We start from the raw sequence: 21723 nt of genomic DNA, 5'->3' as shown, positions 1-21723 counted from the left end.
AATTGAAAAAACCGAAAAATCAAATGCAATCGCTTTTCTTGACATATTACTCCCAATCAACTAAATTCTTATAGGCCATTTTAGTAACGAAAATTGATGAGGCGCAAAAAAGAGTCACTAATTTGACAATTATTTCGTAAATTCTCAATTAAGTGATCCAAAATTGACTTTGTTGGGGCTTTAAGAACAATATATTGGTATAAGGAACAAACAATTGATAAGATTTTCAAATATGACTCGTTTAGCAACGATACTATCCATAATCGCCAGTTTATTTATCATAGCGGCATGTACTCAGGATAGCCCTGCAAGAATCCGCTATGAAATGGAAAAAATCGCCTTTCAGGCCGAAAAGATGACGGAGCAACTTAGCATTCAACCCGAACTGATAACAGTTGATGATAATTTGAGATTAAAAACCGCCCACGAAAATATCATTGCCTATTATCATCGCCATAAAACCGATGAGAATATTGTCGCCGATACAATAACTTTGCGACAAATGGCCCGAATTGCCCTCGGCTCACAACTGCATTTAGCAAGATATTATCAGACCGGAAGACAGGTCGATTCGCTAATCGCCGCGTTTAGGCGCATAGGCAATGAAATTCCAGCCCTGCCCGATGATATTGTTTCGGCCCAACTTAATCTCGCCATAGCATATAAGGGCTTCAGACAGTATGATTCGACCCTTGCTATATATGACCGAGTCCTTGAAAATTATTTCCCCCCACTTGATTACAAGCAGCGAGTAAATATAAATATCATGAATATACCGCTGGATATGATTAAAATATCGAAATCATTAAAAGATGATCGGCGGTTTGCCAGCTTTACCAACAGCGCTCTGGAATACTATGGCAGATTAAAATCGGAATTTTCGAGTAATCAGGAATTAAATCGTTCAGCCAGGATTCATACTGCTCGAGTATTTGCCCTTGCTGAAAAATGGCGTGATGCTATTGACCAGCTTTATGATATCAAAGACACTACCGGTCAACTTGATATTAACTCGGCTATCCTGATTGGCAATATTTTTAACGGCCCCCTAAACAAACTCGATAGCGCCCTGGAAATGTATCATTCTATTATCGACCGGAAATCGGATAGCGCTATTATAGGACAAATGCTTCTGGACATTGGAAAAATATATTGTTCCAAGGGTGATTATGTCGAAGGACGAAAGCACTTTGCCGATTTAAAAAGGAAATTTCCTTATAGCCCACGCCTCATGTCTCAAACTCAACTGGTTTATGCCCAGTCATTTCAAGCCGACAATGACTGGGATCGCGCCCTTCTGGAATTTCAATGGCTGCTTGACAATTACCCCTATACCGAACCGGCGTTCCAGGCCGCCCGTTTTATACCCGAATATTTCATGGCGGACGGCGATATTGAATTGGCAGATATATGGTATAAAAAAGCCCTTGAATTTTACCGGCAGGCCGCGGAAAATAAGCAGGGTCAGCCGACTGAGCTCGCCGCTTATACATATATGGCCGATATATATCGGTACACCAATCGAATTCCAGATGCTTTTGAAACTCTTGAAAGAATTCATACCCTGGCCCCAAAGTCATTAATCGGCGCCAAGGCCTTATATAACGCGGCCGCTATCGCCTATAAAGACTTGGGTGATTCAGTACGGGCCCAAAACTACCTCGACCGGCTAAATAAAGAATTCGGAACCACCGATAGCACAATTATTAACCAGGACGAAAAAACAAATATAAATATAGAATCCTTGCAATAAACGGAGGGATAAATGAAATACAATAAACTGCTCTTTTTGATTCTCGCCCTTTCCATTTTAATATCAGGAACATCTATGGCTCAATCGGACCCTGTCGGCGCGATTGATACCCTGACTCTGGTTGTCAATAAAATTGAAGACGGCAAATGGATGATCTCCGTCCAGTTGTGGAATGATGAAGAACTCGCCGCCCTGGATATACCCCTCGGATATACGGCCGGAATCGCCAAACTCGTCGTTGACAGTGTCTCTTACGCCGGAACCAGAATTGACTATTTCGCCCAAAAATATATGCAGGCCGATTCCATCGGTCAGGTCATGCACTTCGGCGGCATAGCCTATATGGGCCCGGATAAGCCGCCCCTGGAACCCGGGCAGGGCGAAATAGGGAAAGTATATATTTCGGTCATTGGCTCAAAAAAGCCGGGACCATTCGCGGTCGATACCGCTTTTTACGCCCCCAACAATCATCTCATGCTGGTTGACACCGAAGCCAAGACAATCATCCCCGCGTTGAAAATTGAAACAAAAAAATAGTCCCTTTTTAAAGCCAAACTAAAAAAGACGCCTATCAGAATGGCGTCTTTTTTTGCTAATGAACAATTACAAGGCAAATTGCTACTTAATTTTTATTGATGCCTTAGTTGTTTTTTCTGTCAACTCAGCCAACCTTTCCTGAACTTCTTCCGGAAAATCAAAATTATCGAAAGCCTTCTGTACTTTTCTTATATCAAGCAATGAATATTTATCATACAATCCGCGATCATATATCACGTCATTTATTATTCCAAATTTCCTCGAATCAGCCGATTTGGTCGGCAGCTTTTCAGTTTTTCGTATCGATATCAATACCCCCTTATCCCCACTTCCATCGATATAAATATCGCGGCCTTCATGCCCAAGCTCCAGTAATTTCTCCTTTAACCGTTTTTGGTCCTCAGAAAGGCTTTTAATTCTCGCTTCATTAGAGATATACTGATCGACCGACTTTTTCTGATTTTCCGCACCCGATAATGATAATTCAGTCTGCATCTCCCCGTCTTTAGAATTTATATCAACCTTTGCCGGACATATTGAATTATACTCGCACCAGTCACACAACCGGGTTTCATTAACCGGAAAATCATCCAGGCCAACCGCCTTCTCAATCCTCTTTATTTTCTTAATATATTCCAAGCATAAATTATCCAACTCCTCCGAACTCCTGTGCGACACCAAACTCGTATCAAATCGCACATAATGCCAGACCAGCTCGATGCCATTATTATCCGGCCACATCTCATCGACCGCAACCTGATATAAAGCCAGCTGCGTATCTGACTCAATCTCCTCCTGAGTCGGCAATCGCCCCCCGGTTTTGTAATCCTGAACCCGCAAACGCCCCGAGCTATCCCGGGATAATCGATCAATATAGCCTTGCATTTTGAACCGGCCTTCTTCATCGAGCGAAAATATGATGTTTTTCTCAAGACCAATCGTAAGTTCATCATCAAAAGGAAAATGTCTTTGATGAAACCGCCGCAATGCTTTCTCTCCCATTCTACAATAATCATCCCCCGTTAACTCCGAATCGACGATTCTAAGATTATCCGGAATCGATTCAGACCATCCTCTCTTATAAATCGCGATCAATTCCTCTTCATCAGGAACCCTTTCAGACATCACCATTCGATAACATTTTTCGAGCGTTTCATGAACCATTGTGCCCATGAACGCCTCGATTCCGGTCACTTTTTCAATAGGCGGTTTTTCAATATATTTAAACTTGTACTGGCGGGGGCAATTTTCAAAACACCCTATTCTCGAATATGAATATACAGGCACGTAACCTCCCGGATTGTGATTTATCCCATTTCAATTTCAATTATATTGTACGAATGTGAAAATTCGCGGGCAATAAAAAACCCGGATCGTTCAATGATTCCGGGGACATTTTCTTAGTTTAAAAGATCTTAAGGAAGACTTAAAAATATTCCCATCGCGAAACTCTTATATTCAATATCCTCAGCCGGCAAATTTACGCGATTAAATTTACTTTCGGCATATATACCAACCGGTAAACCCGGCAAATCATATTTCATCCCGGCGATAGCATGATAGCCAAAATAGGTAGATACTTCCGGGATAATTACGCCGTTTGCGGTCAATGATAAATCCCGAGGCCTGACATATTCAAATGCCAATGAATGCGAACCGCATCCCGCGCCGATAAATAAATCTAATGATGAAAATTCAATAGGAATAACTAACGAAGCCGTTACGGCCATATCCCTCATGCGCAAATTAATTTCATGTCCTTCCAATAAATAATCTCTCTTTTGCTGAAACAAGTCGACTCCGACTATTAAATCAAATATCTCGGGTTGCGAAAAATAAAACTGCCCTCCCGCAAGATCCTGGCGATCGAAATTTTGATCTGGAAGACGCAGTCCTGGATGTTGAAAATCATCGACAAATCCACCCTTAATTATAAAATCGGTTCCACTGTCGCTGAGACAAAAAGTGGGTAATAGCATTACTGCAGCCAGGAATATCAATCCCGTTTTCATATCTTCCTCCTCTATAGTCTATCGGAAAGACATGAAAGAAATTAACCGGATAAAAATTATGGTGTGTGAGATTTAAGATATTTCAGAAATTATCTTTCGGAAAATGTGCCATAATAATCTTTGTCATCAACCAGCTTTATAATTTCGCTGGCCAAGGAGCTATAACTATCCCGGGATATTGTGATACATTTTCGGTTATCAAAAGTATTCGAATAATTTATATCATTCAGTATTACCGGGCATCCGGCCGCATAAGCTCGTTTGATAAAATAACGATTCAAACCCCCGGAAGACAAAACTGCCAATATATCTGCCTCGGCATATATATCTCTTAAATGATTCTCATCTTCAGGTCGCGCAATATCTATTGCCGGTTTATTTTCGATAACCGCCATTCGATCCTCGCCATAGAATGTCGGACATATCAGGATAAATTCTGTCCGAGGATATTTTTGTTTTACTATCTCAAAAGCTCCGTTCACTATGGATATATTCTTCTTCAGTTCAAAATCACCATATATCATAACTCTGGGGGCAATCGATTCATTCTGCGTTTTCCTGTATTCCGCCAAATTCTTGAATTCACAAAAATGGGCAAAGGCAGTGGAGGATAAATAACTTTTGACCCGTCTGGTCTCATCGCCAATCATTACTAAATCGCTTAGACAATATAGCCATTGCGTCTTTCCGCTTTCATTATTTTGATTAAAGCAAAAATCATGATGTATGATTTTGACTCCAAATAGCCTGCACATCATAGCAGTTACAAACAGGAAAGGAAAATCCAATTTGCTTGAAAAACTGTACGTTTCAATTGTGTCAGACTGACGAGCAAGCCGAATTATCCTATAAAGATGAGAAGACAACGATATTAATTTTCTCCAAAACCACCCCGACCGGCATTCAAATCGGTAATGATCGGTATTATTTCCGTAATTTTCACCTCTCACTGATATGAAAGCGGCATAAAAAAGATAATCTGGATATACAATACACGTTCTAATATGATCTTTAACCGCCGGACAGTCGACTCGGCCCGTTTCACCTACCGCAAATCTTTCAATCAAATCGCCAATCATTGAGTTATCCTCATACATGAATTATACATAATTCTTGAAACTATAATACAATAAATAAAGGATATGAGGCAATTAGTTCATCGTGCGTATAAATTTACAAAAAAAAATCAGCCTGCAGTTATTCTGCAGGCTGATCCCCCTTTTGATTCTAATATCCTTGAGGTCCCCTCAAACCTTCCATGATATCCCCCTTTTGCAATTCAAGAGGGCAATAACTCTTGTCATTCTCTTCCCCTCACGGCCCCCTATGAGGAATTGAATTACTATTACTTAAGCAGTAAGTGTGCCAGAATGACTAAAAAGAGCGGGTGTGCGAAAAATGCTTTTTTATTTGCTGTCATACAACAACTTGTGGCGAGAAAAAAACTAATTAATCATTGAAAATAGACTTAATGAATCCCCCCGTGTCTAATGATGAAACATTAAATTGTTTCAGTCATTCTAAATTGAAACGGCTGTATCAAAAATCAAAATCGGTATACGTTGGGGTCGACAGATATCTTTCCCCGGTATCACAAATCAAAGTCACAATTGTCTTGCCCTTATTTTCCGGCCTTGACGCGACTTTTATCGCCGCGGCGACATTGGCCCCCGAAGATATTCCTGCCAGAATCCCTTCCTGCCTGACAATATTCCGAGTCGTTTCAATCGCTTCGTCATTGGTAATAGTCACTATTTCATCAATCAGATCAAGATCAACAATATCAGGCTTGAAACCGGCTCCGATACCCTGCAGAGGATGAGGTCCCTTTTCACCCTTCGATAAAAACGGCGATGCCGCAGGTTCCACAGCAATAGCCTTGAAGTCCGGGTTATGTTTTCTAATATATCTGGTCACTCCCATGATGGTACCGCCGGTACCTATACCGGTAACAATTAAATCAACCTTACCTTCGGTGTCTTCCCATATTTCAGGTCCGGTAGTCTTCTCATGAATCAATGGATTAGAAGGATTATTAAACTGTTGCAACATCACCGCGCCGGGATACTTATCTACTAACTCCTCGGCGGCTGATACCGCCCCGCTCATACCTTCCGCTCCGGGAGTCAGGACTATTTCCGCTCCGTATGCCTTGAGCAAATTCCGTCTCTCGACCGACATCGTTTCAGGCATCGTAAGAATTAGCTTGTAATCCCTGACGGCACACACAAACGCCAGGGCGATGCCGGTATTTCCGGACGTGGGCTCTATAATTACGGAACCTTTTTTAAGCAGCCCTTCTTCCTCGGCGGCATCTATCATGGCATATCCGATTCTATCCTTTACCGATGAAGCCGGGTTTTGTGATTCCATTTTGCCCAGCACCCTGGCCGGTAATCCGCCTGCTACTCTATCAAGCGCCAACAGAGGCGTTTTGCCTATTAAATCTATGACATTATCTAATATTCTCGACATAACCAATCTCCACTTAAATGTAATACATCTGTTCGTCCGAATCGGCCTTTTGCAGCAATTCCTCAATACCTGTCTGCTGCAAACTCCGGATCAACAAATCTTGAGCCGAATTCCAGTAATCGGCAACTACCATCTCTATGGGATCGTTTTCCTTTATTTCATGAGACGAGATAAAAGAAATTTGACCTTCCAACGCGATAATTATATCATAGACTTTTATACTGGAAGCCTGCTCCCCCAAAAAGTAACCTCCCAGTTTCCCTCGGTTCGAATTAATTATTCTGGCCTTTTTCAACTGAGACAATAATAATTCCAGGTACCTGACCGGAACATTCTGTGAACTGGCTATTTCCTTGGCCTGTACGGGACCCTTGCCGGCCATTTTCGCCAAATAAATGACCGCCTTCAGACCATAATGAGCTTTCGCTGAAAACATAAATCGTCCACCCCTATTTAATCATTCTCGGTTTCCCAGCTGCAAAACTAAAGAAAGAACAAATGCATACGCTTCTCGAAGGGTTGATTAAACCAGCCCTTGAAATCCAGCCGGAGACAATTCCTTTATCTGGCATATATACGCAAAGATATGGGCATTAATGTGCCATTTTATTAATTTCGGTTGAAATCATTGAACCTTTATCTGCAAAAATTTGAAATCAATAATTCTATTCAGCATTATTATTCTTTGAGGCCATACCATATCTGACGAGGTTTTTCGGCCGTTAAAGCTCCTCCTGAATAGTCACCAAGCACTCCAATCGCTTTCAGTTTTGCCGATTTTATTAATGATCCAAACTGTTCCGGGCGGTAGAGACGTACACTTTCTACATATTCATTTATTCCCCGCTGGTCTTCGACAATTATATTCTTTATAACTCTCCCTCTGGAAATTTTTCTACTTTCATAGATATGAGCTTTTCCATACGGCCCGTTTTTAATTCGCCTGGATTCATCTATGAGATTTTTCCCTAACCAGGATGGATTTGGCAAATCAATCCACCACCAGCCTCCGGATTTTAACGCCCTATGAACCCCTCTTAATACAATCCTGTCATCAACCATGGTAGGAAAATATCCAAAAGAGCTAAACCACATCGTTATGCCATCAAATTCATCTTGAAAATTAAGCTCGCGCATATCCTGATTTATCAATTTTGCCTGAATGCCTTTTTCCTTAAGCTTTTTGCGAGCGGCTCTGATTAACACCGGCGATAAATCAATTCCGGTCATACGGGCTCCCAGACGGGCAAAGGCCAAAACATGCCGGCCGGCTCCGCAGGCCACATCAAGTATCTTCTGCCCTTTTTCAAAGGGCAGTAATTTCACCGCTGCCTTGACCTGCCGGAAGGCCTCCGTGTCATTACGATGGGCGTAGAGCCATAAATAATCATCCGAAAATGACTCACGAAACCAGCTATGTTCTTTCTTTTTCAGATTTTTCTTATCATTCTTCATATTCTGCTCTTTATGGCTTGGGCTGTCATTTTATGCATTCATTAACTGATATGGTAACCATAGATAAATAAAAATCAATTATTCCTTAACCGCCATAACAATAAAAATAGCAATTTCAGCGGTATTGCTGATCAAATAGTGATTTCTGACAATCGTAAAACGTATGCGGATTTCACAATTATCTATTCATCAGAGATTAATTTCGCTGCAGGATAATCCGATATTAAAAATAGGCTCTTTATAACAATATCATTAAGAGGTACGTATGGTAAAGGAAATTAAGCGCTCCGATTGGAAGCGATTTTGCCGACGATTCAACCTTGAAAATCAATACCGCCATGCCAGGATAACACTTCGGGATATGCACCAAAATCGCGAAACTATCCCTTTAGAACCGTTCTTAGGCATCAAACCAAGCAAAAAGGGTAGATTTATCAATGGCCTTCAGCTTTATACGGCAAGCTGGGACCCCAATAATCTGGCCATTCCGGAAGTAACATTACCCGACCCGGATACTATTCAAATCGAAAAACAAAAAAACGGCTTGAGTTTGTCGCTTCATGTAAAATCTAAAAACGGTTCCGAACTGATGCTTGAGATATCCGGAGATCAGGACAGAAGCAAGGCGGGAGGGGTAGTCGAAAAAGTCGCCTACTCGCTATACCAAAATCGCGGCGCTGACAATGGCCGCGATATCGATGACTGGTTTGAAGCGGAAAATAGATTGCGGTTTACCGAAGAATCTTTGACCACTTAGCTTTATTTCCAGGCATAAATATAGCCGTATCCAATTAAATTGGGTACGGCTATGATCGAAGGTTAGGGAGTAACTGCGCTTTTCTTGACAGATTCGCGATAATACTCGTTAACTTTATCCCAGTTGATGACATTGAAAAACCCTTTCAGGTAATCCGGGCGCCTGTTTTGGTAGTTCAGGTAATAGGCATGTTCCCAAACATCTACGGCTAAGATCGGTGTCTTGCCATAACTCAAAGGAGTATCCTGATTAGCCGTCGCCATAATTTCCAGATCGCCATCCGAGACCACCAACCACGCCCAGCCGCTGCCAAACTGTCCCAGAGCGGCTTGAGTAAACTGTTCCCTGAAATGTTCAAAACTGCCAAACTTGGCGTTGATCGCCTCAGCGACTTCGCCTCTAAATTCTGCGTCCTTTTTCAAAATACTCCAGAAAAACGAATGATTGGCAACTCCGCCGCCATTATTGCGAATCCCGGTCCGAACTTTCTCCGGAATGTTATTCAAATTAACCAGCAATTCTTCCGGAGATTGTTTCGCCAGATCGGCATGATTCTCAACGATCGCATTGAGATTATTAACGTAAGTCTGGTGATGCTTGCTATGGTGAATCTCCATTGTCCGCGCGTCAATATGCGGTTCCAGCGCATCGTATGAGTACTGTAATTCCGGTAATTTATAAGCCATGTTAAACCTCCAATTTCTCCCAATTAAGCCTGCCAGGTAACCCCTGTATTAGGCAATTAAGTTATTTACGGTTTCTACAGTTATTTTATGGATTATAACAGTCCAGTTATTAAAATGTTCCCGAAAATTAGATAATTAAAGCTAACGGTAAAAGAAAAAAAGCCATTGGCCTTGACAAAATCAGACCATCATGAAATCTTTAAGAAAATGCGAGAAAAATCAACAATAGACGAACAAAAGCGTCGGGAAATAAAATCTTACCTCGAAAAAACCCTGGGCTACCCCATTCGAGATAAAAAAATCGCGGCTTTGGGCGTCAATCCCCTATATCATGACCAGCCAAAACGGCTCATCGAAGTCGGTAAATATTATTCCGATCTGGAACCAGGCTCCCCCAGCGAGCAGGTCATCGCGATTTTTGAGACGAAGTTATTTTGCGTTTGTACGGAAAGTCGCGGTTGCCTTCAAGGCCTACCCTATTTCTTTACTCGCGATACGGTTTATGAAGTAATCGAAGACAAATAAATTATTAAATAGTTGTTTCGCTGCTTATTAAGTAATTCCAATTATCTGACAATCAGTCGCACCCGGGTTCGGGACCGCCTTTAAACACATGGTTGATGATATAGACGGCATCGCCGACATTAACGTCATCATCACAATTCGCGTCCCCGGATATCAGAGGATATGGAGCCGGTCCCTGTTTAAATACATGGTTAATTAAAAATACGGCATCGCCGACATTGACATTATCATCACCATTGGCATCACCATCGATATATTCAAAATTCATCTCATACGTCCGCTCCTGCCAACTGCCTGTAATATCAGATACATAAACTGTAAAACTTATCAATCTTGGATCCTCAACCGCTCCCGAGACTAAACCCATCGAAGATAAGGTTAATCCCGTTCCGGTTAAATCTCCATACTTGTCTATCCACGTCAACTCACCCGTACCACCATCGGCATTCAACTGCTGTGAATAACTCTCTCGAATCAATCCCCCGGGAAGACTGAAGGTATGCAATGCAACCGGCTCATTGACTGTAAAATATATTGTGCCTGATGCAGTATTAAATATCTCGGTAATCGCATCCGCCAATAATCTCAACTGACCGGTAGTCGTCGGCTGACCCTCAACCGTCCCATCCGAATTTAACGTCAAGCCGGCCATACTAAAACTACTTTCACGCTCAACCCATATCCGGTTACCCAAACCCCCGGTAGCGTATAGTCGGGCAGAAAAAGGCCGGTTCTTCGTCCATTCAGGTAGTGTTTGATCCGGTATCTCAAACGGTTCAGAACTATGAAGCAATACCTTAAATCCATCCAATCCCGCTTCAACCGTCGACTCCATGCCATAATCAGTGGCCTCAAACTTCACCCGCACGGTCGAACTGAAATCCATAAATTCATTAACTATAAACGAACGACTTTGCCAACCTCCGGCTGCGTCATAGGGAAAAGGACCCAGAGTATCAACCTGAATCCATGTCTGCCCGTCATCACCGCTCACATATACATCAAATAAATCATCACGGATTATACTATTACTATACCAAACCGCATATCTTACCTCGCTATAATAACTTGACATATCAAACGAAGGTGATATCAAGGATGTGGCACCATTATCTACATCCGAATCACCAATAGCATTCCCCGTTATATAACACCAACCATTCCCGTCAAAATCCTCAATCGGATCACCATAGCTGCCATCTCCCACAGGTATCCCACGCTCCCAATCACCGGCCGTAGCATTACCCTCGACTATCCACCCTTGATCTGACGAAAAATCATCTGAAAATAATAATGATTCAAAATACAAATATGATCCCGCGTTCGCACTTGGCTCCGTTTCGCCACTTATGAGACCCGTCGCTGACTCCTGGGCTGTCACATAATATGAAATCCGGGTCCCCGCTGGATAACCATCCATCTCAACCCCATAAAGACCGGCGCTTTTCTCAGTCAATGGAATCGTAACGTAATCCCCGCCATCAATCGACCAATGCAATTCGACTGTCCCTGCCACAACTGAGCCACCATGAATACCTTCAACCTGAACTACAAAAGATGATAACTCATTGGCCGGAAACGACAATGGCAAACCCTCAGGATAGGTCACCGATATCGAACGAATCGGAATAACTAAAAAATCAGCCGAATATGCCGTCGCCAATGCTATCTTTGTCATCTTGGTCATGTAGTCAAAATCCATATGAATCGTTAAATCTTCTGGTGTATGAATGTAATCTGATAAATAGTACTCCCGCAGAAATGTAACAGTATAACCAAGCTCCCTGAAGGGCCTCTGATCTGAAAAGTAAGGACCCAGCAAATAGGCGTTAAAGTTAAATAGGGTATCGGCCAGGTACTTACACAATTCTGCAAATTTCATATCATCGCCGTGATAGAGATTTGCCTCACTCTCATTGCCTACGGCCGCAATCATATCTATATTAAGCATATACACAATCGTATCACCTCTGGCATATGCCTCGTTGGCATAATGGTAGGAACCACTCATCCCAAATTCCTCGCCATCAAATAAGATAAAGACAAAAGTGATATTTGTTTCCACATCCCTTAATACTTTGGCAATCTCCAAAACCGCAGACGTCCCCGATCCATTATCATCCGCACCCGGAGAACCTTCACCACCAGTATACCATAAGTCAGCGGCGTCAAAATGGGCGCCAACAATAATATGACAATTTGGATGTTTTATACCAGGCTTAACTGCGATAACATTGTTACAATACAAAGTATTCCCGTAACCAGCGTGAATGCATTCAAAAGGATCTAAATAAACTGAATCGTATCCAAATGAATAAAATTTATCCATTAACCATTCCTGAACAGTATCCATTGCCAATGAGCCTGCAAATCGGTTACTAAAACTTTCCAGCCTACTTGTATTTGAAAATAATGCGGCCTCATCTATCTGTCCAATTAACTCGTCCAATCCGACCGGCAGGACATAAGAATCAGTATCGTATTCAATATTCTCGATATATGAAAATACTATATTATCTCCCCGTACGGGCATCACCTCATCACCAAGTAATATTTCCAACTTCGCATCAGAAGCAATCCGATATAATCGAAACTCCCCCTCCTCATAAAGCAACTCATACCTTTCAACATTCTTGCGATCGCGACGAAGGTCAATGCCAAGTTGACTCTTAAACACGCCTGACTCGATTAACTCCAATTCTATTCCATGCGACACCATCGCTTCCGCCTGATTCCCATCCGCCAATATCAAATAACCGCGAAGAAGCATTGCTATTGCTTCAATCCCCGATGAATTCAAATATGCAGCGCTCTGTGAACTGGTTAATCTTATCCGATACAAATCATCACTAAATGATAAAGAATTAAGAAACAGTAGTATCAATAACAGAAGCACCCTGTTCTTCATACCACACCTTCTTTCATGCACCTATTTATTTTATCTAACACCCGGGTTCGGGACCGCCTTTAAACACGTGGTTGATGATATAGACGGCATCGCCGACATTAACGTCATTATCGCAATTTGCGTCCCCGGAAACCAGCGGATATGGAGCCGGTCCCTGTTTAAATACATGGTTAATTAAAAATACGGCGTCGCCAACATTGACTGCATTATCACCATTGGCGTCACCGGGAATATAAATATATACAAATTCAATCGAAAATTCCCGTTCATCATAACTTCCGGTAACATCCTCAACACGAGCGGTAAAATTAATCTCCAGAGATGACAATACAATACCTGATAATATCCCATTATCGGATAAGGTTAGTCCGGTTGATTCAAGACCGTTACCTACTTCTGTCCATGTATTTGTCTCGGTACCTCCATCGGCTTCGAGCAATTCATTGTAGGCGATATCCACCTCGCCGTCAGGCAATGTTTCCGTATCAATACTCACCGATTCATTTATGGTAAACGTAAAAGACTTTTCGTAATTATTATACATTTCGTCACCTATCCACGCGGTGAAATCTACCGTACCTGCAGAGGTCGGAATACCGGATATTAATCCATCTTCCAGAGAAATCGACAACCCAAACGGCAATAGTCCTTGGCTGTAATCAGCCCAGAGATATTCGCCAACGCCGCCTTCGGCGTTTAGTTGGAAGGAATATGGCTGTCCCATCGTCCAGTCAACCGGAACATTATCTAAAATGGTCAACGGATCCGGCAAATATTTGGTAACCGAAAAAGCGTCAACCGCGGCTTCTACCCGGGAATCAAATCCCTCATCGGCGGCGTCAATCCTGAGATCGAATATTCCTCCCGCAGGATAAATATGGTTTACCCAGAAAGAATATTCGTTCCAACCGCCGGAAGCGTTCTCGACCGGTCCAAACGATTTTACCAAAACCCATTGATCAACACCCTGTTTTTTCAAATAGATGTTTAGTGTCTCTGACTTGGGCGAACCGTTGTTGAACCAAAAAGAAAAATTCACCAGTCCATAACCGTCAAGTAAATCAAACGAAGGGGAATAAAGCGACACCGTGCCATTATCTACATCCGAACCCTCAGTTGGGCCCGTTAAAAAACATGAACCGCTTCCGTCATAATCCGATGTCGGTTCTCCATCATTGCCACTACCTCCCGGGATTCCTCTTTCCCAATTTCCATCCGACGCGTTACCTCCAACCGACCACCCCAAATCACTCTCAAAATCATCAGAAAACAATACTCCTTCAAAATAAAGTGATATCGCGCGATAAGGATTATCAGGCGATCCGGCAGCAAACGAAAAACCATCTGTATCCTGAACCGTAATATAAAAATCAAAATAACAACCGCTTTCCAATGCAGGGAAATCCTCCTCATACCGACCATATTCAACCTCAGTCATATATTCTGTTATTAATGTTCCATCCTCTGCCCAATAATGCAACTGGCAGCTATTAGCCATATGCTGACCGCCATATAACTCGTTTATATCAACTCGCAACAAATATTGCTCATCAGCCGGAATTGTGAGAGGGACTCCGTCCGGAAACTCTATTGTCAGAGACGGCTCGGGAATAAAGGCATAATCTATTGAATAAGTAGTCGCGGCTGCCAGCTTCACCATCCTGGTCATATATTCGAAATTCATATAAGTTGTACTATCGTGACTACTATGATAAACATCGGAGAATATGCGTTCCGCCAGAAAACCGACTTCCCAGCCATAAGTCGAAAAAGGATAGTGATCCGAACCACCTGACGTTCCGCCAAATTCAACTGTCAAATCCAGCAACGAATCACCTAAATGAGAACATAGATAGGCGTATTCCAGAAAATCACTGTGAAACAGGTTGGCGCTATCCGAATTCGGATAATGAGCTATCATATCCAGGTTGAGAATATATTCGATATTATCCCCTAGGGTAAATGCCTCCCCGGCGTAATGATATGAACCGTAAAGCCCTACTTCTTCGGCATCAAACAATATAAAAACAAATGATAAATCGGTTTCAATATCTTTCAATATCCTCGCAAGTTCTAATACTCCGGCCGTACCGGAGCCATTATCATCGGCACCCGGAGAACCTGGCACAGCATCAAAATGGGCGCATAAAATTATCTGATTTTCAGGCGAGGCAAGTCCCGTTTTTATCGCAACAACATTTCGCGCGTTTACGGTACCGTTATATCTTGTGAATGTAAAATCATCGAACTGAGAAACATATCCAAATTCTCCCAGCTTGTCATAAATCCACTGACTTGACGCATAATTGGAATCTGTATCAACAACTCGGCCATTAAATGCCTGCAATCTTTCCGCATAAGAAATTAAAGAATCAGTGTTCACACGAGACATTATATATTCAAGGTCCGGAGCATTATAAAGGGCATGCGCATTATAGCCCTTCGATTCAAAATATTGAAAGCTCAAATTCGTATCATATGCAGGCCATAATTCATGGGGTAAATCCACCGCAGACTTATCTAAACCTGCCACCGATACCAATCGCAATTCATCCTTTTCATAAACAGTCGGAAACTCATCAATAAATTTACCATCCCGCCGGGCATCTATATACAGATTATCAAGTTCAATATCATCTGCCTGCAATTCAATCTCTATACCCGCTTTTTCAATAGCCATAGCCTCATCATCGCTGGCGACTATCAAATATCCCTGGAATATTTTTGCGACGGGATGTATTCCTGTCGAATTCAAAAACTCCGCGTCGGCATGACTCGATAAACTGACCCGATAAAGATCATCTGCTAATGAAATCGAACCAAATACCAGGAGTATGAGGAACGACGATGTAATCTTAACCAAAATACACAGTCCTTCTCTAAGATTTAATTTAACAGCCCGGTGCCGGCCAATCCTTGAAGATATGATTCACTAAATAAACCGCATCACCGATGTTTACATCACCATCACAATTAGTATCGGCCGCAAGGTAAGGATAAGGAGACGGACCATGCTTGAAAACATGATTGATAATAAATACCGCATCACCAACATTGACTACATTATCACCATTAGCGTCACCATCGATATATTCAAAATTCATCTCATACGTCCATTCCTGATCACTACCTGTTATATCCGATATGTAAACCGTGAAACCAATCAACCTGGGATCCTCAACCACCCCCGAGACCAATCCCGTCGACGATAAACTCAATCCCGTCCCCTCCAAATCTCCATACTTATCAATCCATATCAACTCACCCGTACCGCCATCAGCATTCAACTGCTGAGAATAACTCTCACGAATCATCCCTCCCGGAAGACTGAACGTATGCAACGCCACCGGCTCATTGACCAAAAAGGATATCATACCCATTGCGCTATTACCAACTTCATTGAGGGCTTCAACCAACAAATTCAATTGACCGCTTTTTGTCAGTTGCCCCTCAATCAATCCGTCACTATGCAATACCAATCCGGCCAAACTAAAACTGTCGTCTATATCGTTAAATGCAATATCACCTAACCCCCCAATGGCATACACCTGCGCTGTATATGGCTCCCCTTTCGTCCATTCCGAAAAAGCTTGATCGGGTATTTCTAATGGATCTGAACTATGTAGCAAAACTCTGAATGCATCCAAACCGGCTTCAATGCCTGATTGATTATAGTCGGAGACAACAAATTTCACTCGGACTTGTGAACTATTGCCGATATGGAAATTCATCAGGAACGATCGAGTTTGCCAACTCCCCCCGCACCCTGAAACCGGGCCGATAGAATCAACCTTTATCCAATCAATCCCCCCATTTCCACTCAAATAGACAGACATTATATCTTCCCGATAAGGTCCGTTTTCAAACCATATCGCGTATCTGACCTCGCCATATTTATCCGATAAATCAAACATAGGAGAAATTAGAGATGTCACTCCATTTACTCTCTCAGAATTTCCGATATTATTACCGGTTAAATAACACCAACCATCGCCGTCAAAATCTTCCAATGGATCACCATTTAATCCGTCGCCTTCAGGTATGCCACGCTCCCAGATCCCCTCAGAAGCATTACCCTCTACCTGCCAGCCAAAATCCTGGGCAAAACCGTCCTCAAACAAAGATTGTTCAGGATATAAATAATATGCATTGTCAGCCGATGCTATATTTCCCCCTGAAACAACACCTGTGTTGATCTCTTCAGCATCGGCATAATAGGATATTTGTGTACCGGATAGCATTCCTGGAATTTCGACTTCATAAATTCCTGAACTCTTCTCTGTCATCGGTACCGTAACGTAATTCTCACCGGAAATTGAATAATGCCAGTTGATAGTCCCCGGCATAACCTCACCGCCATACAAACCCTCCAATTGAACCTCTAAAAACGATGTTTCGCCCGCAGGCAATGAAGAAGGCAATCCCAACGGGTAACTTATCAGAAGCGAGGGATTGGGTGAGGCAATATTATCAATTGAATAAACGGTCGCCAATGCCAATTTGGTCATAGATGTCATATAGTCATACGTTAAGAATTGCACAAGGTCATCAACAGTATGCCAAACTTCAGAAAATTCATACTCATGAATCATGAGAGCATTGTAGCCAACTTCCCAGAATTTTCTTTGATCCGAGGCGTATTCAGTAATAAAATGTCCATTAATATTTAGTAATGTATCTCCCAGTAACTCGCATAAATAGGCGTATTTCATATCATTGCCATGGTTAATATAGACCGAGCTTCCATTACGCCGGGCTCCTATCATATCCAAATTCAACATAAAGATAATATCATCACCTCGTGCATAAGCCTCATTTGCGTAATGGCCAGATCCCTTACAAAGAAATTCCTCGCCATCAAATAAAATAAAGAGGATAGTCACATCTGTTTCAATATCTTTTAGAACTCTTGCAATTTCCAAAACAGCGGCCATTCCTGAACCATTATCATCTGCCCCGGGAGAAACTCCCGTATCAAAAACCCATCCGCTATATGTATCATAATGAGCCCCAATGATTATTTGATGATCCGGATACTTTGTCCCTTCCTTGACCGCAATAACATTGCGGCAATTCTTCGTTGAGCCATCAAAATTAAATGTAAACCGGTCGTAATATACATCCGTATAACCCATCTCTATAAATTTGTTTGAAAGCCATTCCTGAACCTGGAAATTGACAATGGTACCCGTAACGCGTCCCATATAAGATTCCAGATGTTCGGAAAAAGCAACTAGAGAATCTATGCTTATTTGCCCTATCAATTCTTCCAATCCGCCAGGCAGCACATACGAACTTTCGTCATACTCAACACTCTCAACATAAGTAAAGATAATATTCCTATCTGCTACCGGCATGATCTCAGTACCAGTCAGTATCCTGGACTTCTCCATTGGTTCAAGGCGAAATAAACGAAATGCCCCCTCTTCATATATCAAATCAAACCTGTCTACATTCTTACGATCGCGACGCATATCAATACCAAGGAACGATTTGTCTACGCCCGCTTCTATTAACCTTAACTCAATCCCGCGGGATTCCATCTCATACGCTTGAGATTTATCCGCCATTACTAAATATCCACGAAACAGCATCGCCACCGGCTCTACACCTGTCGAATTCAAATACTCCGCGTCGGCATGACTCGATAATTTAATCCTATATAAATCAGCGCTAATAGATAATGATCTGAGAATTAGTACTATCAAAACCAATAGTAATGTATTCTTCATATCTCATCAACTTTCTTAGCCCCACATCTAAACCTCAACAACCCGGTGCCGGCCAACCCTTGAAGATATGATTCACCAAATAAACAGCGTCACCGACGTTTACATCTCCATCACAATTCGTATCCGCCGCAAGGTAAGGATAAGGAGACGGACCCTGCTTGAAAACATGATTGATGATAAATACCGCATCCCCCACATTTACCGTATTATCTCCGTTGGCGTCACCATCGATATATTCAAAATTCATCTCATACGTCCATTCCTGATCACTACCTGTTATATCCGATATGTAAACCGTGAAACCAATCAACCTGGGATCCTCTACCACCCCCGAGACCAATCCTGTCGATGATAAACTCAATCCCGTCTCCTCCAAATCTCCATACTTATCAATCCATATTAACTCACCCGTACCGCCATCAGCATCCAATTGCTGAGAATAACTCTCACGAATCATACCACCTGGCAAACTGAACGTATGCAACGCCACCGGCTCATTGACCATGAACGACAATGTCCGCTGAGCCGTATTAAGCACCTCGTCGTAAGCCTCAGCCAACAAACTCAACTGACCGGTCCTCGTCGGAGAACCTTCTACCGTTCCATCCGGGTTTAACGTCAAACCAACCAGACTAAAACTGCCATTAATTTCACTCCACCTCCGAACGCCAACTCCCCCGGTTGCCTTTAAGATCGCCGAAAAAGGCTGCTTCTTCGTCCACTCCAAAAATGTCTGTTCCGGAATCTCAAACGACTCAGAACTGTGAAGCAATACCTTAATTCCATCCAATCCCGCCTCTACCATTGATTCTTTGCCGTAATCAGATACTTCAAATTTCACCCGCACGGTCGAACTGAAATCAATATACTTATTGACGATAAACGAACGACTCTGCCAACCTCCGGCAGCGTCATCCGAAAAAGGACCCAGAGTTCCTGTCTTGACCCATGTTTGACCTTCATCTCCGCTCACGTATACATGAAATAAATCCTCGCGATCGAGGCTATTGCTAAACCACACCGAATAACGAACCTCGCCATAACCGCCCGATAAATCAAATACAGGTGAAATAAGTGAAGTCTTACCGCCATCTACATTAGAATCCCCTGATGAATTACCCGTCAAATAACACCAGCCGTTACCGTCGAAATCTTCCACGGGGTCGCCATTAATACCATCTCCCGAAGGTATCCCGCGTTCCCATTGACCGACAACCGCATCACCCTCGACCGTCCAACCCTCGTCCAATGAAAAATCATCCTCAAATACTAATGACTCAAAATATAAGTATGATCCTGCGTTAGCCTTCGACTCTACTTCGCCTGAAATCAAACCCGTCGACGCTTCCTGTGCGTTGACATAATAGGATATTGGAGTTCCCGCCGGATAACCCTCCATCTCAACTTCATAAAGACCTGCGCTCTTCTCAGTCAACGGAACCGTAACGTAATCTCCGCCATCGATCGAGCAATTAAATTCGGCTGTTCCCGGCACAACCGAACCGCCGTGAATCCCTTCAACACGAACCTCAAACGATGATAATTCATCCGCCGCAAAAGACAATGGCAAACCGTTAGGATATGTTACCGACACCGAACGATTCGGTGACGCCAACCAATCTACCGAATAGGCCGTCGCCATTGCTATCTTTACTACATCCGTCATATAACCAAAATCCATACGGTTGGTATTATCACCTGAAGTATGATATACATCTGAAAATACCCATTCTTGAAAAAACGAAACGTCATAACCCAAAGATTGAAAACTATAATGATCGGAGCGAGATGAAGTACCCGCCTTGGAAGCGTCAAAATTCAATAATGAATCCGCTAATTGCTGGAGAATATTGATATATTTTAAATCATCCCCATGATAAATTCTAACCATGTCTTCATCATTATCCTCGGCGCCAACCATATCCAGATTAATCATAAATATAATTGTTTCGCCATTGGAATAAGCATTATTCGCGTAATGACGGGAGCCATGTAATCCATATTCCTCGGCATCAAAAAGAGCAAAAACAAACGTTAGATTCGTCTCGATATTCTTGAATACTCTTGCCAGCTCTATGACCGCTGACGTTCCCGAACCATTATCATCGGCTCCCGGCGAACCGGGAACGGCATCGAAATGCGCCCCGATTACAATTTTCGCCTCCGGAGTTACCAGCCCCGGTTTAACCGCTATTACATTCCGACAATCTCTATTTGCTCCCTGGATATAAACCGTAAATTCATCCAGATATAACGAATCATACCCAAAAGAACTTAGTCTATTATAAATCCAATTCTGGGCTTCTTCACCAACGGCCGAACCTGCTACCCTGTCTCCCAGGTTTTGAAGATTTCTTGTATTTGAGAAAAGATTGGACCTACTTACCGAATCAATCAAATCGTCCAATCCCGGAGGTAACAATAATTTATCGATATTTAAGTCTACCACTTCAAAATATTGAAAATTAGCATGTATTTGAAACACCGGCATAAAATCAAACTCATTACCCGGTAGCGATTTCTCGCTCAAATCCAGACGTAATATCCGAATCCCCTCTTCCTCAAACACTACATCATCTAAGCCTTCGCTCTGTTCATCATGCCGCATGTCAAAAACCAGCTTGTCGATTACAACATCACTTTCAATTAAAAATATTTCTATACCCTGAGATTCTATTAAAGCCGCCTGCGATTTATCAGCGATAATTAAATAGCCCTGGGACAGTACGGCAATTGGTAAAGTTTCCGATGAATTCAAGTATTCGGCATCTGCATGTTCTGACAATCTAATTCTATATAAATCGTTTCCATGAGATAACGAAAACGCAAAAATCAGTATCAATAATACCCAATATAAATTCCTCACAGATTCCTCCTGGCCAT

Annotated in this window: 15 protein-coding genes; 4 read left to right on the top strand and 11 right to left on the bottom strand. The window is 42.4% G+C overall.

Annotated features, from left to right (window positions below; translation table 11 throughout):
* Positions 1-232: 232 nt before the first annotated feature.
* On the top strand, positions 233-1753 hold the full coding sequence (locus tag V3V99_09390; protein ID MEE9442865.1) for a tetratricopeptide repeat protein: 1521 nt from the start codon (positions 233-235) through the stop codon (positions 1751-1753).
* Positions 1754-1765: 12 nt separating this feature from the next.
* Positions 1766-2290 (top strand): hypothetical protein, encoded by a 525-nt coding sequence (locus tag V3V99_09385; GenBank protein MEE9442864.1) that lies wholly within the window; start codon positions 1766-1768, stop codon positions 2288-2290.
* 81 nt (positions 2291-2371) lie between these two features.
* On the opposite strand, the gene V3V99_09380 is transcribed toward V3V99_09385, so the two are convergent.
* From V3V99_09380 to V3V99_09355, 6 genes are all read right to left on the bottom strand, one after another.
* A complete protein-coding gene (locus V3V99_09380; GenBank protein MEE9442863.1) occupies positions 2372-3577 on the bottom strand; it encodes a PD-(D/E)XK nuclease family protein in 1206 nt (401 codons plus the stop codon).
* A 128-nt stretch (positions 3578-3705) separates the two neighbouring features.
* The gene (locus tag V3V99_09375; protein MEE9442862.1) at positions 3706-4302 is read right to left on the bottom strand and encodes a hypothetical protein; all 597 of its coding nucleotides are present in this window, start codon (positions 4300-4302) and stop codon (positions 3706-3708) included.
* 89 nt (positions 4303-4391) lie between these two features.
* Entirely contained in the window at positions 4392-5381 is a 990-nt protein-coding gene (locus tag V3V99_09370) for a hypothetical protein (protein ID MEE9442861.1), read from the bottom strand.
* Between the two features lie 460 nt (positions 5382-5841).
* Positions 5842-6777, bottom strand: a complete 936-nt coding sequence (gene cysK, locus V3V99_09365) for a cysteine synthase A (GenBank protein MEE9442860.1) — start codon at positions 6775-6777, stop codon at positions 5842-5844.
* A 13-nt stretch (positions 6778-6790) separates the two neighbouring features.
* A complete protein-coding gene (locus tag V3V99_09360; protein MEE9442859.1) occupies positions 6791-7213 on the bottom strand; it encodes an Rrf2 family transcriptional regulator in 423 nt (140 codons plus the stop codon).
* Between the two features lie 242 nt (positions 7214-7455).
* On the bottom strand, positions 7456-8232 hold the full coding sequence (locus tag V3V99_09355) for a methyltransferase domain-containing protein (GenBank protein MEE9442858.1): 777 nt from the start codon (positions 8230-8232) through the stop codon (positions 7456-7458).
* A gap of 265 nt (positions 8233-8497) precedes the next feature.
* Between V3V99_09355 and V3V99_09350 the strand changes: the two genes are divergently transcribed.
* A complete protein-coding gene (locus V3V99_09350; protein MEE9442857.1) occupies positions 8498-8989 on the top strand; it encodes a DUF2934 domain-containing protein in 492 nt (163 codons plus the stop codon).
* A gap of 62 nt (positions 8990-9051) precedes the next feature.
* Here the strand turns inward: V3V99_09350 and V3V99_09345 are convergent, their stop codons facing one another.
* The gene (locus V3V99_09345) at positions 9052-9675 is read right to left on the bottom strand and encodes a superoxide dismutase (GenBank protein ID MEE9442856.1); all 624 of its coding nucleotides are present in this window, start codon (positions 9673-9675) and stop codon (positions 9052-9054) included.
* Between the two features lie 165 nt (positions 9676-9840).
* Between V3V99_09345 and V3V99_09340 the strand changes: the two genes are divergently transcribed.
* On the top strand, positions 9841-10200 hold the full coding sequence (locus V3V99_09340; protein ID MEE9442855.1) for a hypothetical protein: 360 nt from the start codon (positions 9841-9843) through the stop codon (positions 10198-10200).
* Positions 10201-10252: 52 nt separating this feature from the next.
* Here V3V99_09340 and V3V99_09335 read toward each other — a convergent pair whose 3' ends face one another.
* The 4 genes from V3V99_09335 to V3V99_09320 are packed head-to-tail and all read right to left on the bottom strand — an operon-like array spanning position 10253 to position 21706.
* Complete coding sequence (locus V3V99_09335) at positions 10253-13108, bottom strand: M28 family peptidase (GenBank protein MEE9442854.1); 2856 nt, start codon at positions 13106-13108, stop codon at positions 10253-10255.
* Between the two features lie 34 nt (positions 13109-13142).
* Positions 13143-15971, bottom strand: coding sequence for a M28 family peptidase (locus V3V99_09330; GenBank protein ID MEE9442853.1), 2829 nt, complete (start codon positions 15969-15971; stop codon positions 13143-13145).
* Positions 15972-15999: 28 nt separating this feature from the next.
* Positions 16000-18840 carry a M28 family peptidase gene (locus V3V99_09325; protein MEE9442852.1) on the bottom strand — a complete coding sequence of 947 codons (2841 nt, stop codon included), beginning with the start codon at positions 18838-18840 and terminating at the stop codon, positions 16000-16002.
* A gap of 34 nt (positions 18841-18874) precedes the next feature.
* A complete protein-coding gene (locus tag V3V99_09320; protein MEE9442851.1) occupies positions 18875-21706 on the bottom strand; it encodes a M28 family peptidase in 2832 nt (943 codons plus the stop codon).
* Positions 21707-21723: the final 17 nt, after the last annotated feature.

The sequence above is a fragment of the Candidatus Zixiibacteriota bacterium genome (assembly GCA_036480375.1).
Classification (GTDB): domain Bacteria; phylum Zixibacteria; class MSB-5A5; order GN15; family JAAZOE01; genus JAZGGI01.
The sequence above is the reverse complement of the archived record's forward strand: the minus strand, read 5'-3'. Positions and strand labels throughout refer to the sequence as shown.

Coding starts and splice junctions, on each gene's coding strand:
- V3V99_09390 (MEE9442865.1), top strand. CDS start 233: ATGACTCGTTTAGCAACGATACTATCCATAATCGCCAGTTTATTTATC.
- V3V99_09385 (MEE9442864.1), top strand. CDS start 1,766: ATGAAATACAATAAACTGCTCTTTTTGATTCTCGCCCTTTCCATTTTA.
- V3V99_09375 (MEE9442862.1), bottom strand. CDS start 4,302: ATGAAAACGGGATTGATATTCCTGGCTGCAGTAATGCTATTACCCACT.
- V3V99_09370 (MEE9442861.1), bottom strand. CDS start 5,381: ATGATTGGCGATTTGATTGAAAGATTTGCGGTAGGTGAAACGGGCCGA.
- cysK (MEE9442860.1), bottom strand. CDS start 6,777: ATGTCGAGAATATTAGATAATGTCATAGATTTAATAGGCAAAACGCCT.
- V3V99_09360 (MEE9442859.1), bottom strand. CDS start 7,213: ATGTTTTCAGCGAAAGCTCATTATGGTCTGAAGGCGGTCATTTATTTG.
- V3V99_09355 (MEE9442858.1), bottom strand. CDS start 8,232: ATGAAGAATGATAAGAAAAATCTGAAAAAGAAAGAACATAGCTGGTTT.
- V3V99_09350 (MEE9442857.1), top strand. CDS start 8,498: ATGGTAAAGGAAATTAAGCGCTCCGATTGGAAGCGATTTTGCCGACGA.
- V3V99_09345 (MEE9442856.1), bottom strand. CDS start 9,675: ATGGCTTATAAATTACCGGAATTACAGTACTCATACGATGCGCTGGAA.
- V3V99_09335 (MEE9442854.1), bottom strand. CDS start 13,108: ATGAAGAACAGGGTGCTTCTGTTATTGATACTACTGTTTCTTAATTCT.
- V3V99_09325 (MEE9442852.1), bottom strand. CDS start 18,840: ATGAAGAATACATTACTATTGGTTTTGATAGTACTAATTCTCAGATCA.